This window comes from Paenibacillus pabuli, from assembly GCF_039831995.1.
Taxonomy (GTDB): Bacteria; Bacillota; Bacilli; order Paenibacillales; family Paenibacillaceae; genus Paenibacillus; species Paenibacillus pabuli_C.
Genome location: NZ_JBDOIO010000005.1, coordinates 301,398 through 317,807, shown reverse-complemented (window position 1 = coordinate 317,807; position 16,410 = coordinate 301,398). Strand labels below are relative to the sequence as shown.

At 50.4% G+C, this 16,410-nt stretch carries 13 protein-coding genes; 7 read left to right on the top strand and 6 right to left on the bottom strand.

All coding sequences use genetic code 11. The features are described 5' to 3' along the window. Positions 1-47 precede the first annotated feature (47 nt). Both ABGV42_RS28195 and ABGV42_RS28190 read left to right on the top strand, forming a co-directional pair. Positions 48-815 carry an alpha/beta hydrolase gene (locus ABGV42_RS28195; RefSeq protein ID WP_347384676.1) on the top strand — a complete coding sequence of 256 codons (768 nt, stop codon included), beginning with the start codon at positions 48-50 and terminating at the stop codon, positions 813-815. Positions 816-944: 129 nt separating this feature from the next. Further along, positions 945-4,325, top strand: a complete 3,381-nt coding sequence (locus tag ABGV42_RS28190) for a GH36-type glycosyl hydrolase domain-containing protein (RefSeq protein ID WP_347384675.1) — start codon at positions 945-947, stop codon at positions 4,323-4,325. A 139-nt stretch (positions 4,326-4,464) separates the two neighbouring features. Here the strand turns inward: ABGV42_RS28190 and ABGV42_RS28185 are convergent, their stop codons facing one another. Continuing rightward, complete coding sequence (locus tag ABGV42_RS28185; protein WP_431523699.1) at positions 4,465-5,628, bottom strand: methyltransferase domain-containing protein; 1,164 nt, start codon at positions 5,626-5,628, stop codon at positions 4,465-4,467. 188 nt (positions 5,629-5,816) lie between these two features. Between ABGV42_RS28185 and ABGV42_RS28180 the strand changes: the two genes are divergently transcribed. After that, on the top strand, positions 5,817-6,320 hold the full coding sequence (locus ABGV42_RS28180) for a GNAT family N-acetyltransferase (RefSeq protein WP_347384673.1): 504 nt from the start codon (positions 5,817-5,819) through the stop codon (positions 6,318-6,320). A gap of 27 nt (positions 6,321-6,347) precedes the next feature. Beyond that, the gene (locus ABGV42_RS28175) at positions 6,348-7,136 is read left to right on the top strand and encodes an SDR family oxidoreductase (RefSeq protein WP_347384672.1); all 789 of its coding nucleotides are present in this window, start codon (positions 6,348-6,350) and stop codon (positions 7,134-7,136) included. Positions 7,137-7,282: 146 nt separating this feature from the next. Here ABGV42_RS28175 and ABGV42_RS28170 read toward each other — a convergent pair whose 3' ends face one another. The 3 genes from ABGV42_RS28170 to ABGV42_RS28160 form a co-directional block, all read right to left on the bottom strand. Further along, a complete protein-coding gene (locus tag ABGV42_RS28170) occupies positions 7,283-7,861 on the bottom strand; it encodes a hypothetical protein (protein WP_347384671.1) in 579 nt (192 codons plus the stop codon). 212 nt (positions 7,862-8,073) lie between these two features. After that, positions 8,074-8,622, bottom strand: a complete 549-nt coding sequence (locus ABGV42_RS28165) for a GNAT family N-acetyltransferase (protein WP_110758574.1) — start codon at positions 8,620-8,622, stop codon at positions 8,074-8,076. Positions 8,623-8,654: 32 nt separating this feature from the next. Further along, complete coding sequence (locus ABGV42_RS28160; protein ID WP_154894790.1) at positions 8,655-8,912, bottom strand: DUF2164 family protein; 258 nt, start codon at positions 8,910-8,912, stop codon at positions 8,655-8,657. Positions 8,913-9,103: 191 nt separating this feature from the next. On the opposite strand from ABGV42_RS28160, the gene ABGV42_RS28155 reads away from it, so the two are divergent. Next, positions 9,104-10,831, top strand: a complete 1,728-nt coding sequence (locus tag ABGV42_RS28155; protein ID WP_347385232.1) for a glutamine--tRNA ligase/YqeY domain fusion protein — start codon at positions 9,104-9,106, stop codon at positions 10,829-10,831. Between the two features lie 323 nt (positions 10,832-11,154). On the opposite strand, the gene ABGV42_RS28150 is transcribed toward ABGV42_RS28155, so the two are convergent. Next, entirely contained in the window at positions 11,155-12,384 is a 1,230-nt protein-coding gene (locus ABGV42_RS28150; RefSeq protein ID WP_347384670.1) for an MFS transporter, read from the bottom strand. 99 nt (positions 12,385-12,483) lie between these two features. Here ABGV42_RS28150 and mobA point away from each other — a divergent pair, with 99 nt between their 5' ends. Further along, on the top strand, positions 12,484-13,113 hold the full coding sequence (gene mobA, locus ABGV42_RS28145; RefSeq protein ID WP_347384669.1) for a molybdenum cofactor guanylyltransferase: 630 nt from the start codon (positions 12,484-12,486) through the stop codon (positions 13,111-13,113). A gap of 56 nt (positions 13,114-13,169) precedes the next feature. Here mobA and ABGV42_RS28140 read toward each other — a convergent pair whose 3' ends face one another. Then, on the bottom strand, positions 13,170-14,144 hold the full coding sequence (locus ABGV42_RS28140) for an AraC family transcriptional regulator (RefSeq protein ID WP_347384668.1): 975 nt from the start codon (positions 14,142-14,144) through the stop codon (positions 13,170-13,172). Positions 14,145-14,371: 227 nt separating this feature from the next. On the opposite strand from ABGV42_RS28140, the gene ABGV42_RS28135 reads away from it, so the two are divergent. Continuing rightward, positions 14,372-16,375: a beta-galactosidase gene (locus ABGV42_RS28135; RefSeq protein WP_347384667.1), complete on the top strand. Its 2,004-nt coding sequence runs from the start codon at positions 14,372-14,374 to the stop codon at positions 16,373-16,375. Positions 16,376-16,410 lie beyond the last annotated feature (35 nt).

Sequence of the window (16,410 nt, the reverse complement as noted above, 5' to 3'; positions counted from 1 at the left end):
ACATCTAATGATCATCACGTAAATTTGGTTGGACAGGAGATGAAGAAATGGCTTTGATTCAATGCCAGTTGTTCGCTGAAAGTCTTAGCATGTCTACAGAGATCACACTTATATTGCCTGAACATTCTCCGCTGCGCGCAAGCCGGAATGGGAAACTGCCTGTCCTGTATCTGCTGCATGGACGCGGTGCGGACCACTCTGAATGGACACGGCATTCATCCATTGAACGTTTGGCCGAGGCCAGGGGAATTGCGGTTGTGATGCCATCGGCTGGACGAAGCTACTATATGGATATGCAGCAGGGTGGGTCTTATTTTACATATATAAGTGAGGAACTGCCTGCATTCGTGAAGTCACTCTTCCCCATCTCGGACCGCCGTGAAGATACATTTGTAACAGGCGTTTCGATGGGCGGGTATGGTGCATTCAAGCTGGGTCTGCGTTTTCCGGAACGCTACGCTGCCGCAGCCAGCCTCTCAGGCGGACTCGATCTGGCGGGCAGGGTACGCGGGCAGGGGAACTTCACCCCTGCAGAAATGCAGAGCATCTTCGGCAGTCCTGAGCGAATTGAGGGCAGCGATGATGATCTGCTGGCTGTTAGCCGCAGGATGGCGGCGTCGGGGATGGCGTTTCCGCAGCTGTATCAATGCTGCGGCACAGAAGATTTTCTGTACGAAGCTAACCAGACATTCCGCCATACGATGAAGGAACTGGATGTACAGGTGACCTATGAGGAAGAGCCAGGTGGCCATGAGTGGAGTTATTGGGATATGAAGATTAAGCGTGTTCTGGAATGGTTGCCGGTTCAGGTGTAGCCAGTGTGAAAATGAAACCTAGGGGTTCGTAACCGAATTGGCCTTTAAAAGGTCGGTTTGCAGAGGAACCCCATTCTTTTTCGGTCGATTCGAAACGTTTCGATTTATACTAAATGAGGAGTGAATGACATGACAACGATGATTAATGAACCGATTCGGCTGAATGCCGGGGAATTGACGTTTACCTTTTTGAACAGCGGGGACCTGTACCAGGCAACATCGGGTACAACCATGCTGAACCAGCTGCTAAGCAACCAGATCGATGGATCTCTGAACAATCTGTACCTGCGGGTACACGAGGGCGAGAACATTAGCTCTTTCCCGCTGCTGGGTGCACGTTCGAATAGTAAGGTGATTACAAGCAAGGCTCAGCCAGGCCATCAGCTGATCTGGGAAGGCAGCATCGCATTGGAAGGCAAGGAACAAGGCATTGGTTATCAGGTCGTGTTCACTGCAACATCGCAAGGCGTTTGGTTCTGGGATGTGAAACTGAACGGGCAGCATAACGGTGTCGATATCGTATACGGACAGGATGTTGGACTGGCTGATCCAGGTGCGGTACGCAGCAATGAGGCCTATCTGTCGCAGTATATTGACCATACTGTCTTTGAAGATGGAGCGAAGGGATATGTCGTATGCTCCCGTCAAAACCAGCCTCAGGGCGGCGCATTCCCTTATATGCAGCAAGGTTCTTTGACTAGAGCAGTCGGTTATTCTACAGACGGCTTCCAATTCTTCGGCCTCTCCTACAAGGAAACCAATAAGCCAGAAGGTCTGAGCCGTAAAACACTGGCCAATGAGACCTATCAATATGAGTTCGCCTATACGGCGCTGCAATCGGAGCTTTTGAACCTGGACGGGGAAGCTGAGGTTGTCTTCTATGGACTGGCGAAGCCCGATCATCCGGAGGGCATCTCCGCATTGGAATATGCAGATGAAGTGTCTGCGGCATGGGACGCTGTACAGAAACTCGAAGTTCAGTACGGTGAAACGCTCGAACAAGTGAAGTTGTCATCGAGCCTGGGCGAGCCGCTCGTGGCACTGGACATGACGGAAGAAGAGATCAAGGAGCTGTTCCCTGACCGTCATCAGGAAGAGCGCAACGAGGATTCGCTCCTGTCCTTCTTCACAGGCAGTTACGAACATATCGTGCTGAAAGCCAAGGAACTGCTGGTGGAGCGTCCTCACGGTCATATCCTGATGAGCGGTGGCAACGTGGAGCTTGGAGCACAGGTTATTACGACAACGTCTTATATGTACGGTATTTTCAACTCGCAGCTGGTTATCGGCAACACCAATTTTAACAAAATGATCAGTAACGCCCGCAATGCGCTGAACGTGCCGAAGACTGCCGGACAACGCATCTACGTGGAGATGGACGGCAAATATCGTCTGCTGACGATGCCGTCACTGTTCGAGATTGGCTTTAACTATGTACGCTGGATGTACAAAACCGAATCCGATACACTCATCGTGACGAATTATACAGGGGCACATACAACCGAAGTACGTATGAATGTTCGTTCTGCAAGCGGCACAGCCTATCGCTATCTGGTAACCAACCAGATCACAATGAATGTGAACGAATACGAATATCCGCTGCATATGGCGCAGGATGGCAATACATTGATTTTCAAGGCAGATCCAAAAGCAATCAGTGCCGGTACCTATCCTGACTTGCAATATCGCTTGTCTGTAGAGGGTGCTTCGATGAACGCAGGCGACGAAACGCTGCTCACAAGCGGTATCCGCAGTGGATCTGCTTCGCTGGTTACGCTCAGCCTGGAGGAGAGCGCAGAGTGGACACTTAAGGTTCAGGGCGTACTTGAAGGCCAAGCTAATGAAACCGGATCGACTCTTACATTTGAAGAGGAAGTACAGGCTTATCGCGAATTCTTCGCGGGTGTAATGAATGGCTTCCGTTTGTCCCGCGGGGAAGGTCAGAGTGCTGAGGATCTGTTCAAAGTGAATGCCTTGGCCTGGTGGTATACACACAACATGCTGGTTCACTATTCCGTGCCTCATGGTCTTGAGCAATACGGCGGCGCAGCATGGGGTACACGGGACGTATGTCAGGGTCCGGTTGAATACTTCATGGCGACTCAAAAATACGAGCAGGTACGCGACATCATCAAAATGGTCTACACGCACCAATACGAGGATGACGGCAACTGGCCGCAATGGTTCATGTTTGATAAATACTTTGCCATCCAGCAGGAAGAGAGTCACGGCGATATCATCGTCTGGCCGCTGAAAGTGCTGGCAGACTATCTGACGGCGACGCGCGACTATGCGATTCTGGATGAGAAGGTGCCTTACACCGTCAAACACAGCTTCGGATTCACAGAAGACACAGCAACGGTGCTGGATCATGCGAAGAAAGAGATCGAATACATTCGTTCGCACTTCCTGCACGATACGTTCCTGTCTTCCTATGGCGATGGGGACTGGGACGATACCCTGCAACCAGCCAATGCACAGCTCAAGCAGTTTATGGTGAGCAGCTGGACGGTAGCTCTGACGTATCAATCCGTCAACGTGCTGTCACAGGCTTTGAAATACAAGGATGCTTCCTTCGCTGAGGAGCTTGAAGCTCTGGCTCAGGGTATCCGTGAAGACTTCAACCGTTACATGCTGGGAACCGATGTTATTCCGGGCTTTGTGTACATGGAGGACGCGGATCAGGCGAAGCTGATGCTGCATCCGACCGATATAGAGACAGGCATTCAGTATCGCTTGCTGCCTATGACACGCAGCATGATCGGTGAATTGCTTACGGCAGAACAAGCTGAATCGCATTATGCACTGATTCGCGAGCATTTCCTGTGCCCGGATGGCGTGCGCTTGATGAATCGTCCGGCTCAGTATGCCGGCGGTGTAAGCAGCCACTTCAAGCGGGCAGAACAGGCATCCAACTTCGGACGCGAGATCGGGTTGCAGTACGTACACGCCCATATTCGTTATGTGGAAGCGATGGCCAAACTCGGTAAGACCGATCAGGTATGGAATGGACTCGCGATGATCAATCCGGTTGGAATCGGTGAGGTTGTGCCTAACGCAGAGATCCGTCAGGCCAATGCGTACTTCAGCAGTTCCGACGGCAAATTCAACACGCGTTATGAGGCGCAGGAGCATTTTGATCAATTACGCAAAGGTACCGTGCCGGTGAAGGGTGGATGGAGAATCTACTCCAGCGGCCCGGGGATCTACATGAACCAGCTGATCTCCAATGCACTCGGTATCCGTCAGGAAGGTGGAGATCTGGTCATTGACCCTGTCCTGCCAGCAGAGCTAGACGGCATGCAATTCGAGTTTGAATATGCAGGCGAACCGGTAACATTTATCTATCATCTGAACGAAGGATCGGTTAACCGCGTAACTGTGAACGGCAAGGATATCCGCACCGAAGTTACGGCGAACCGTTATCGTCGGGGCGGGGTTTGCATCTCGCTGGATGAGTTCAGACAACTGCGTACTTCGGACCGTACCATTGTTGATATTTATATGTAAGTCCACGACTTATGAGCGAGCTTTATGATTGAGCGTAATGAAAGGCCATCCTCCTTAACAGGCAGGATGGTCTTTTTTCATGAACGTGAGAGAGAATGGCCCATTCCATATCATATAGAGATAAAGCTGATCACTTGTATCAACGCAGCGGAACCGCCAGCATCGTATGCAGCAGCTCATTGTGGCGAACGTGTTTCGTAACGTAGCCATGTTTCTCAAGCCACCTGGTCAATTCATCCAGCAGGGGGAAATGGCGTTCTCTTATGGCAAGTAATTGTTCACTGTCTCCAGCTGCCTCAGCTTGCCTTGTATAAGCTTCCCGGTGAAGTGCGTCCACAAACATGAGATCGGTGAGACAGATACGTCCCCGTGGGGTTAACACTCGCTGCATCTCCTGCAGCGCCAGCTGCTGCTGGTCCAGACTCAGATGATGGAAGGCGAAGCTGGATACAAGGAAATCAAAGGTCTGATCGGCAAAAGGCAATGCCAGGAAGTTTCCCAGCTTCACATGCATCTCTGGATATTTGGTCCGGCATGTACGCAGCATCTCTCTGGACTGGTCAATCCCCGTCATTGTGGCATCACGATCCAATAATTTACCTGCCAGATTGCCTGTGCCTGTACCAATATCAAGTCCGTGTTCACCTGGAGCAGGGGAGATCCAATGCGCAGTCTGTTCCAGCGCCTCGTCATAGTTGTGATACAGGTAAAAGGAAGACGGTGGGGCCTTCTTGGTATCCGGGTCTTCTCCGGCATTTGTGGATTCGTTATAAGACATGCTGCCTGCTTCCTTCGGGGAAGATGCAGGGATGCTGCCGCTTTCTGCGTGAACACGCTCATCATGGATGGCTGCCTGGGTATCATAGTTCCAACGATCATGCCAGTTCTGGCGTGCTTCCCGCAGGCGGCGGGAACTGTCTGCGAGCTCATGGAGATGGCTTACATCCAGCGGTCCGTCCTGACGATTGAGATCAATCATGCGCTGGGTTGTATCCAGCATACGTTTCAGTTCAATCCACTGGGCATACATGACGGCTTGCTGCAGCTCCAGATATTCCTCCAGCCGCTGCTGGTTCCCTTGGTCAATCTCACTGAGCGCGTGAGTAATATCCTGAAGCGACATGCCGATCTCCCGCAGTGCGGAGATGGTCTGAAGCCGCCAGATGTCATTTTCCGTGTAGCTCCGGTATCCATTGCCGGCCTGCTTGGAGGGGAGAATTAATCCTTTTTCCTCATAAAAACGGATGGCTCTGGGAGATATGCCAAGCCTGCCTGCCGCCTCTTTAATATTCAAGAGCCGCACCTCCTTCATGATTATCAGTATAAACGATGACGTAACGTAAAGGTTAAGGAGAGCGCGCCATTTTAGTTCAGACTTAAGGCTGTGCTACAATATAAGCAAATGAAAAAAATGCGCAAGCTATCCTGCAAACCAAGGGCCATGCCATGCGCTGGAATAATGTGATTACCTGCACGAAAGGTTGAAATGTGATGCTTACCCGTCAAACTTATAAAATTCGGCTATCCGAGATGAAGGATGCACCCCAACTGATGGAGATGGATGCTCTGGTATGGGACATACATACCTCTCCAGCGCCATTCCATTGGAAATCCAGACAGCAATTTCTGCAGCATTGTCCTCCCGGCAGCCAGCTGGTTGCCGTTCAGGGAGAGCGGGTCTGCGGTTATGTGGGCTTTTATCCGGCTACGGGAATGCCTGTTAATCGTCATGTCTACGAGATTAATATTGCTGTTCATCCCAATGATCGGCGCAGTGGCGTGGCCACGTCGCTGATGCATGCCATGAAAGAACATGCTCGTGAACAAGGGGTTCATAAGCTGCGTCTCCGCGTTCTGTCGAGCAATCCCGGAGCGATTGCTTTCTATACCCAATGCGGGTTTGAGATGGAGGGCCGACTGGTGTCGGAATTTTATATCGCCGGGAAATACGTGGACGATATTCTCATGAGTTATTTTATCCGGACTGAACGATAGTCCAAGGAGCGAAGGAGGAACAATGTAATGGACATGGGACTTCGGGGTAAAAAGGCATTGGTCCTTGCCTCCAGTCAGGGACTCGGCAAGGCGGTGGCAGCACAACTTGCCGCAGAAGGCGCAGACGTGATGCTTGCGAGCAGGAACGAGGAGAAGCTCGCAGCAGTGAAGCAAGAGCTGCTGAAACTGGATGGCGGAGGACGTGTTGAATACTGCGTAACGGATGTTACGCGCAAGGAAGACATTAATGCACTCATCCATAAGACAGGGGAGCTGTTTGGGCAGATTGATATTCTGGTGAACAACTCGGGCGGCCCTCCTTCGGGCACATTTGAATCATTGACCGATGAGGATTGGGAACGGGCATTTGAGTTGAATGTCATGAGCTATGTACGCATGATTCGGGGGGCCCTTCCTTATATGAAGGCCAATGGCGGACATATCGTGAATATTGCTTCAACTTCAGTGAAACAACCGATTCCGGGGCTGATTCTGTCCAACACGTTCCGCACGGGCGTCTTTGGCCTGGCGAAGACGCTGTCACAGGAGCTTGCACCTTATGGCATTTTGATCAATACGGTGGCACCCGGACGAATTGGAACGGATCGGATACATGAACTCGACTCTGCGCGTGCAGAGCAGAACGGAGTCAGTGAAGATGAGGTGGCAGAACAATTTCGTAAGGAAATTCCACTGGGACGATACGGTCAGCCTGAGGAATTTGCCAAAGCGGTGGTGTTCCTGTTATCCGGGGCCAATACGTACATTACCGGCACTTCGCTAGTGGTGGATGGCGGTATGGTACGAGCTCTCTAATATCGGTAAGTCACTTTATCTGAAAGAATTCGGGATACATGTAAGAATAGATGTAAGGTAAGGAACCATGTAAAACCCTCTGTCACACCATTGGTGAAGACAGAGGGTTTTTGATTAAAAACATATATACGAGCTGGCACAATCCATTAGGCCGGATCCGTGTTGTTTGTGCTGGTCGATTCGTCTGAGCTGCCCGAATCGGACTCGGTTCCTGAAGCCTCTCCACGTTTACCTCTGTAACCTTGTCGTCCTTCCGGCAGTACGCCGTTCACCAAGTCAGTCACCCGTTCGTTTAGGCCTGCTACCCGTTTGTCATACTGGTTTTGTGTAATATTTCCGTCAGACAGCTGCTGCTGGAGTTCACTTTTCCCGGCGGCGACAAGCTTGTCAATTACAGTTTGCACATCCACATTGTTGCTGGCAGCGATCTCGGCAATGGTGCTGCCCGCCTTGCGGGCTTCCTTCAGCTCGTCTGCTGTTACGCCAAGGGCGGAGACCAGTTCATTGGTGTATCGACCAAGTCCATGTCCGGCTCCCTTGTTACCTTTTATAGATTTCGATGTATGTGAATTCGTTGCGGGGCCGACTTTTTTGTTCGGAGTGGAAGTGCCTGCAGCCGGATCGGCACTCGCGATGGTGTTTGCAAACAACCCTCCGCCAAGTGCGATCGTCAAAGCCATCGTGCTGGTAATCATCATGGTTCTTGATGTTCTGCTTCTCTTCATCAGCGATCATCCTCTTTCTCAGTATGAATTAGGGTATGGGCCATGGACCCACAACGTTATCTTAGGCGTCCAGGATGAAGAGAGGCTGAACGGGACCTTAAGGTACAGTAAAAGTTGAATTTGTCGGCCCAGTCGAAAAAGCCCCTTGTCTGCATGAAGGTGACTTCGTGCGGATAGGGGCATTCCATTGTTGTATCGATATGTATGCAGGGTTAGCGCAAAAGCTCCCATTCATGCTGCAGCATGCCGTACACGGCATGATTGACGTATCCCTTAGGTAATTTCTCTGCCTGACGAATTACGCCTTCCAGGACAAATCCAAGACGTTCAGGGATGGCACGGCTGCGCTTGTTATTCGTGGCTGAGCGAATCTCAACCCGGTTCAGATCCAGCGTGACCAGGGCGTAATCGACCAGAACACGACAAGCGCTAGTCATGAGTCCTTGTCCTTCGAAGCCCTTACCCAACCAGTATCCGATGCTTACCGAACGGTTGGTCCAGTTAATTTCGTGGAATCCGATAATGCCGGCGAGTTCGCCCTTCAGCCAGACACCTGCGGTGAAGCCTCCATTGTCGGCAGCCTGCTTCAGCGCGTTGTTAATGAAGTTTGAGGTATGTTCAATTTCTGTTACATGGTCCACCCATGGCAGCCAGTGTCTCAATTGATCTCGGGAGCGATCCGTAAGTTCAAACAGCGGCTTGGTATGCTCTATAGAGAGTGGACGGAGCTCGGTATATTCATCCAATGAATAGGTAAACATGAGTGCAACCTTCTTTCTTTGTAATTAGTAGTTTAACGGGAAGCAGGAGGCAGTTTGCGCTCCAAAGCAAACAGATCTTCTTCCATGGAGGCCATGCGTTGATTCACGGTGGTGCGAGCATCACTGAGAGCCTGATTATATATGTAGGGAGCGAGCTTCGTCATAAACAGATCAAGCACCCCCCAAGCGGCCAGGTCGCCAAGTTCTTCGCCGCGTTCCTCTTGGAAATACGACTGGATCGTGCGAATGGCTTCATCCTGCTGTTCTTTGGTCAGTTTCAGCGTGTTCAAGTGGGAATCCCTCCCTATATTTTGTTTTTACTATCATGCTACATGATTCGTGCGAACCCGTCAAAATGGTTTTTGGCCTATCTTGCATACAGGCAATCCGGACTTTGGTGCCGTTCTTTATTGAACTCGTCCCTCGTTAAAGGTATATTTAGATGAAACACTTTGTAATTTCTGAAAGCTCCAATCAATTCATGAAAGGTTTGATACCTGTGGACAATCGTACAACCCCTCCTAACTTTATCAAAAATATTATTACCGAAGATCTCCGGTCAGGAAAAGTCCAGGAAGTCATTACCCGTTTTCCTCCGGAACCGAACGGTTATCTGCATATTGGCCATGCCAAGGCCATCTGGATTAACTTCACGCTGGGTGCTGAATTCGGCGGCAAGACGAACCTGCGCTTCGACGACACGAATCCGGTGAAGGAAGATGTGGAATACGTACAATCCATCCAGGAGGATGTCAAATGGCTCGGCTTTGAGTGGAACGAGAAACGTTTTGCCTCCGATTATTTTGACGAGATGTACAACCGTGCTGTCCTGCTGATCCAAAAAGGAAAGGCCTACGTCGACGACCAAAGCGCCGATGAAATCCGGGAAATGCGCGGCACGCTGACCGAACCCGGCAAGAACAGCCCGTATCGTGATCGCACCGTTGAAGAGAACCTGGATCTGTTCGCACGGATGCGCGCAGGCGAATTCCAAAATGGAGAGAAAGTGCTGCGTGCGAAAATCGATATGGCGTCACCTAATATCAACTTGCGTGATCCGGTAATCTATCGTATCGCTCATGCACACCATCATAACACCGGTAACAAATGGTGTATCTATCCGATGTATGCCTTTGCTCATCCGCTGGAGGATGCCATTGAAGGTGTGACACATTCCCTCTGTTCCCTGGAATTTGAGGATCAACGCCCATTCTATGATTGGGTTATCACTGAATGTGAGATGGAGAGCCAGCCGCATCAATATGAATTCGGTCGCCTGAACCTGTCCCAGATGGTAACGAGCAAACGGAAGCTGAAATTGCTCGTGGACGAAGGACATGTGGATGGATGGGACGATCCGCGCATGCCAACGATTTCGGGTCTCCGTCGCCGGGGTTACACACCGGAAGCGATTCGTGATTTTGTATTCGAGACAGGCATTTCGAAAAGTCAGGGCGTTATTGACCTGCAAACGCTGGAGCACTTTGTCCGTGAGGATCTGAAGCTGAAAGCTCCACGCACAATGGCGGTTCTGCACCCGCTGAAAGTGGTTATCACCAACTACCCTGAAGGGGAAGTGGAGTGGCTGGAAGCAGAGAACAATGTGGAAAATCCGGAGATGGGCAATCGTAAAATTCCATTCTCCCGCGAGATCTACATTGAGCAAGATGACTTCATGGAGAATCCGCCAAACAAATACTTCCGTCTGTTCCCTGGTAATGAGGTTCGCCTGAAACATGCGTACTTCATCAAATGCAATGATGTCATCAAGGATGCGGAAGGCAACGTGACGGAGATTCATTGTACGTATGATGTGGAGACGAAGAGCGGCAGTGGATTCACAGGCCGTAAAGTCAAAGGAACCATCCACTGGGTGGAAGCAAGCCAGGCTGTACCGGCTGAATTCCGTCTGTACGAGCCATTGATCTTGGCGGAAGCACCGGAAGCTGATGTAGAACCGGAAGTAGCCGGAGCTGAGATTGTGGAAGAGCAACCGGAAAAAACATTCCTGGATCAATTGAATCCGAATTCCCTTGAGATTGTTCACGGGTATGTGGAGCAAGAGATGCAGGAGGCGAAAGCACAGGATAAATTCCAGTTCTTCCGCCATGGTTACTTCAGTGTGGATCCGAAGCATTCCGAGCCAGGCCGCCCTGTATTCAACCGGGTCGTATCCCTGAAAAGCTCGTTCCAACTGCCGAAGGCATAAGGTACATGAAATAAAAGAAGGGCGTCTCCGCGCAATACCTGCGTGGAAACGCCCTTTTTCTTACTTCCCTTTTTCAATAATTTTTTGTTTTCTTATTTGAACTTTTTATATACACCATAACGGAGAGGACAGAATAAAGCTGGAGAAGCGAAGCGCTCGCCTACAAGCTTTCTGCAAGAAAGCTGCTTCGGAAGCATAAGCTATCACCGTGATGTTACCCTCTGAAAAGGGAATCAAAAAATCCGGGGATAACAACGATCGAAAGATTGTTCTGTCCTCGTAGTGCTCCAGTGTAAAACGTTCAACCTCTGCGAAACAAACCATTATCCGTCCTCATCCATGCTGCCCATCTCGGTTAATACAATCGGCTGATAACCGTTTCTGCGGTTGATCAGCCACATGACGCCAAAGCCTGCGGCACCAATAAGGGAGAAGAACACCCCAATGTTATACATGACCTCGGCACCGAAGCTCTGGAATAACCAGCCGCCGAACAAGCCGGCAATGACACCGGATATACCGCCCCAGGCCATCGTATACACAGCTTGACCAGAGGAGCGGTAGGGTCTTGGTATGAACAGCATGGTCAGCTGGGTACCGACATAGAAGTATCCACCAAACGTAATGGAGTGCATCAGCTGGATAAATACAATCTCCAGCGGATTAACGGCCTCGGCCATCAGCTGCCACCGAACGGCGAATAGCAGGCTGACGAGTACGAGACTTGCAAGCAGCATGCTCATTTTTCTTTTCAAATAGCGATCCAGCAGCAGGAAGACACCTACTTCAAGAATGGATGAGGTGAAGATGGCCCACCCGACCATCTGTTTGTTGCCGCCCATCTCTGTAATATAGAGGGACATAAATGTACTGTTCATCGCATTGGGTACCGACACCAGCACACCGAGTCCGATAAACGTCATGAAATACGGATTGAACATCACCCTGCCGAAACGACGGAAGGTGACCACGGGGGTATCCGAAGCAATCGGCTGCCTTGGCAGAAACATGGCAAATGCAAATGCGATGGCAATCATGCAGGCAAAGACAATCGATACACTGCCCACGCCCAATCGATCGATAAGCGGACCTGCAGCTGCCGCAGTCAGAGCCCAGCCGAGGGAACCCCACAGCCGGAATGTACCGAATTTCTGCGTGGTCCCATCGATATACCCGAGAATAAGACTGTTGGTTTGCGCAAACAGCGGACTTTGGAAGAAATAGAAGAATATCATGGCTCCGTAGATCCAGGCATAGGTCGGCGCATGAAAGACGGCTTGGGCCAGCACGAAGGTGCCCCCCATCATCATCATCAGGATAATGCGAATATTACGGGACTTGTCGCTCCAGAAGCCCCAGAACGGATTGGCAAATAAAGATACAAAGGGGCCAATCGCCATCAGACTGCCGATTTCCAGCTTGGTCATGCCGATTTCCTGCAGATACAATTGGAGAAAGCCGGCGAAGATGGAGATGGCTCCGTATATGAAAAAGTTATATAGCTTCAGCGAGACCAAAGAGGGATTGCCTCTTCCGGGTGCATATCTGTCCAAATAGAGCCATTCCTTTCAGAATCAATATTCTTCAATGTATCATTTGTTGAAAGGGGATTCAATGTATAGAATAAGTTTATTATATGAGAACCGGAAGGGATGATCACCGTGAACATGAAGGAATGGACCGGCATTATACTGGCAGGGGGCATGTCCAGCCGGATGGGTTCCAACAAGGCGCTGCTGCCCCTGCATGGTTCCATTGTTTTGGAACAGGTGGCTTCGGCTCTGGCACCTGCAGTATCCCGTGTCATCGTTGCTGCCGGACCCAATGTGGATGCTTATCAAGCTTTCGGTTATACGTGTGTTGAGGATCGCTACCCTGGAAAGGGGCCGCTGGCCGGGCTGCATGCCGCACTTGAAGCATCGGAGACCGAGTGGAATCTGGTCTGTGCCTGTGACCTGCCTTTGATCCAGCCCTCCTTTTTTACCGCCATGCAATGGCTTGCTGAATCGGACAGAAGGCCTCCGGCAATGGTGCCGCGTCTGGAAGGACGGGTTCATCCACTGGTAGGCATGTATCATCGGGATGTCCTTCCCAGCCTCGAACAGTGCCTGATCGAAGACCGCTTGCGGGTCACCCGCTGGCTGGAGGAGATTGGTGGACGATATGTCGAAGCAGAGGATCTGGAAAGGGCAGGTGTCCAGGATGCCGCGGACCAGTTAAGCAATATGAACACCATGCAGGAGTATCGGAACCTGGTGGGCAACCTTCCGCCGAGCCTGTGAATCGATCATCATATTTCAGCATGCAGCCCATGTCTCATGTAGATCTTGTAGCATCCTTACTCTGATTCAACAGGCCAGCCATGGTGTCTCTGGCTGACATCGAGAGATGCCTTCTGCAGGGTATTCCGATATTGAAGCGGACTCTGGCCTGTCCAGCGCTTGAATTGCCTGCTGAAGTGGGATAGATGGGTATAGCCCAGCTTCCATGCAATTTGTCCGAGAGAGAGTTCCGGTTGTTCAATCATGAACTTGGCCTCCTGCAGCTTCAGACTCGACAGATAGGCTCGTGGAGATTGCCCGTATACTTTGCGAAAGATCTGCAGGCCGTACCCTGGACTGATGCCAAAGGAGGATATGATCTGTTCCACCTTCACGGTGGAAGCATGGCCTTCCTTGCTTCGAAGCTGTGCGTGGAAGGCTTGTTTGATGGCCTCTGCGATGGCCCCTGCGTAGTGCATTGCAGAGGGTGCCGGAGTATTCGGCCCATCACCGGACAGGACAGGTAGCGGTTCGTGGTCGGTTGCCTGGGACAGGAGAGCGAACAGTTCGAACATGCGCGCTTGCATGACAAATTTGTCCGTGGATGTGTAAGGCTCAGATGTTTTGATCATGCCCATCCAGTTCTCCAATACAGCACGCATCTGGAGATTGTGCTCTGTACCCGCCTCATAGATACCACTGTGCCGTGACATCAGTTTGAGGGTGAAGACCGGATCGTCCACATGGAAATGAGCGCTGAAATACGTCATGCCCTCTGTGGAAACACATTGATTCGTATGTTTGAATCCCGGGGGAATCAACAGAATATCTCCCTCTTCAATAGTATAGGTGTAACCATGAATTATACTTGCCTGGGTCCCTTTTAAAATCAGCATGATCTCGAATCCCGGATGGGATTCTTCCGGCATGGTCCAGCCATGGGGTACCTGCTGGCTGTGTGCGCCAAAAAACTTGATGTTACAGTCGATAATGGGCAGCCAGTGGGCCAGTGGATGATGCGGCATTTCTCGCAGCTGTGATTGGATATCCATTTACATTCACCTCGGAAAAGGGTAAAAATATCTCGTTTTGTGCAATCGGCACCTTGAGTATACTTCATTATAATCGGTTTAACGCTGGCAACGAACAGTCATGCATCAAGCAGGTCGGTTCCATTAACAGTACACTTGAATTGATAACAATGTAAACGCTAACATTTGTGGAGTTGAGTTTTAGCTGGAATCCCATTTGAGTTCAGTGCAGAGAAGGAGATATGAAGATGAACAAGTTGTTATACGGAGTAGCCTACTACGATGAATATATGCCCTATGAAAGATTGGACAAGGATATTCAGATGATGAAGGATGCGGGGATTAATGTAGTGCGTATCGCCGAATCGACCTGGAGTACGCATGAGCCACAAAATGGCGTATTTGATTTTTCCTCCGTGGATCGTGTGCTGGATGCCATGCATGATGCGGGAATTCAGGTTATCGTTGGCACACCAACGTATGCTGTTCCCACCTGGATGGTCAAGGAACACCCGGATGTTTTGGCAACTACCGTACAGGGACCAGGGAAATACGGTGCACGCCAGATCATGGATATTACACATCCAACCTATCTGTTTTATGCCGAACGCATTATCCGCAAGCTCATCTCCCGGGTAAGCACACATCCCGCTGTCATTGGCTATCAGACCGATAATGAAACGAAGCATTACAATACAGCCGGAGATAATGTACAACTGCAATTCGTCAAATATATGCGGAACAAGTTCAGCTCGCTGGATGAGCTAAACAAGGAATTTGGTCTCGATTATTGGAGCAACCGCATCAATAGCTGGGAGGACTTCCCTTCGGTTGTAGGGACGATCAATGGCAGCCTTGGCGCCGAATTTGCCAAATTTCAGCGGCAGCTCGTAACAAACTTTCTCGCGTGGCAAGTCGGGATCGTGAACGAATACAAACAAGCTGGCCAGTTTGTCACCCAGAACTTTGACTTTGATTGGCGCGGATATTCGTACGGCATTCAGGGAGATGTGGATCATTTTGCCGCATCCAAACCTTTTGACATCACCAGTGTGGATATCTACCATCCTTCCCAGGATGATCTGACAGGCATTGAGATTTCATTCGGCGGTGACGTGGCCCGTTCAACTAAACAATCGAACTATCTCGTACTGGAGACTGAAGCGCAGGCATTCTGGCACTGGGTCCCCTATCCGGGACAGCTCCGTTTGCAGGCGTTCAGCCATCTGGCTTCCGGAGCGAACATGGTCGCTTACTGGCACTGGCATTCGTTACACAACTCATTCGAAACCTACTGGAAAGGCCTGCTGAGTCACGATTTTGAACCGAACCCGGTTTATGATGAGGCCAAAACGATTGGTAGTGATTTTGCCAGATTAAGCCCACAGCTCGTTAATTTGAAAAAAACGAACCGGGTTGCCGTGTTGTTCAGCAATGAGGCTTTGACGTCAATCAAGTGGTTTGGATTTAATTTTACCAGTGACAAAAACTACAACGACGTGGTGCGCTGGATGTATGACGAATTGTACAAGATGAACATTGGCTGTGATCTGATCGATCCGTCTGTTGAAAGCTATGAAGGCTATGATGTTATTGTTGTACCGGCATTGTATGCGGCCTCGGATGCATTGCTGGAGAGATTGAACCAATTCGCACAGAAGGGGGGGCGTGTGGTCTATTCCTTCAAAAGCGGATTCGCCAATGAACATATCAAGGTACGCTCTACCCGCCAACCAGGGCTTATCAGCGAAGCTTGTGGCATCAGTTACAACCTTTTCGTAGAACCGAAAAAGGTAAGCCTCCGTGATGATCCGTTCCAGGTTGGGGAGGAGCAGAACCAGGTTCATACCTGGATGGAACTGATTACACCGACCACAGCAGACGTGCTCGCCTGGTATGAACATCCTCATTGGGGCAAATATGCAGCGATCACCGAGAATGTCTATGGCAAAGGCAAGGTAACCTATGTGGGTTGCTATACCAGTTCAGCCGTGATCCGCAAGGTGCTGGAGCGTGTTATGAAAGAAGCTGGTATATGGGGAGCCGATCAGGAACTTGCCTTCCCACTCATCGTGAAGACAGGTACGAATGATCAGGGGAATACGATTCGCTACTACTTCAATTACTCCGATCAGACGGTAACATTCGTGAACCCGCACGGAAAAGGGGTGGAGCTTCTGTCCGGGGCAGTGGTGGCCGGAGAACAGAGCATCGAACTGGAACCGTGGGGAATACGAATCATTGAGCAATAATGGGAAATCATAAATGAATTGACAACCCTTACTCC

Excerpts from the sequence above, each read along its gene's own strand:
- ABGV42_RS28175 (WP_347384672.1), top strand. The coding sequence starts at position 6,348 with ATGGACATGGGACTTCGGGGTAAAAAGGCATTGGTCCTTGCCTCCAGT.
- ABGV42_RS28195 (WP_347384676.1), top strand. The coding sequence starts at position 48 with ATGGCTTTGATTCAATGCCAGTTGTTCGCTGAAAGTCTTAGCATGTCT.
- ABGV42_RS28135 (WP_347384667.1), top strand. The coding sequence starts at position 14,372 with ATGAACAAGTTGTTATACGGAGTAGCCTACTACGATGAATATATGCCC.
- ABGV42_RS28190 (WP_347384675.1), top strand. The coding sequence starts at position 945 with ATGACAACGATGATTAATGAACCGATTCGGCTGAATGCCGGGGAATTG.
- ABGV42_RS28140 (WP_347384668.1), bottom strand. The coding sequence starts at position 14,144 with ATGGATATCCAATCACAGCTGCGAGAAATGCCGCATCATCCACTGGCC.
- mobA (WP_347384669.1), top strand. The coding sequence starts at position 12,484 with ATGATCACCGTGAACATGAAGGAATGGACCGGCATTATACTGGCAGGG.
- ABGV42_RS28170 (WP_347384671.1), bottom strand. The coding sequence starts at position 7,861 with ATGAAGAGAAGCAGAACATCAAGAACCATGATGATTACCAGCACGATG.
- ABGV42_RS28180 (WP_347384673.1), top strand. The coding sequence starts at position 5,817 with ATGCTTACCCGTCAAACTTATAAAATTCGGCTATCCGAGATGAAGGAT.
- ABGV42_RS28165 (WP_110758574.1), bottom strand. The coding sequence starts at position 8,622 with ATGTTTACCTATTCATTGGATGAATATACCGAGCTCCGTCCACTCTCT.
- ABGV42_RS28155 (WP_347385232.1), top strand. The coding sequence starts at position 9,104 with ATGAAAGGTTTGATACCTGTGGACAATCGTACAACCCCTCCTAACTTT.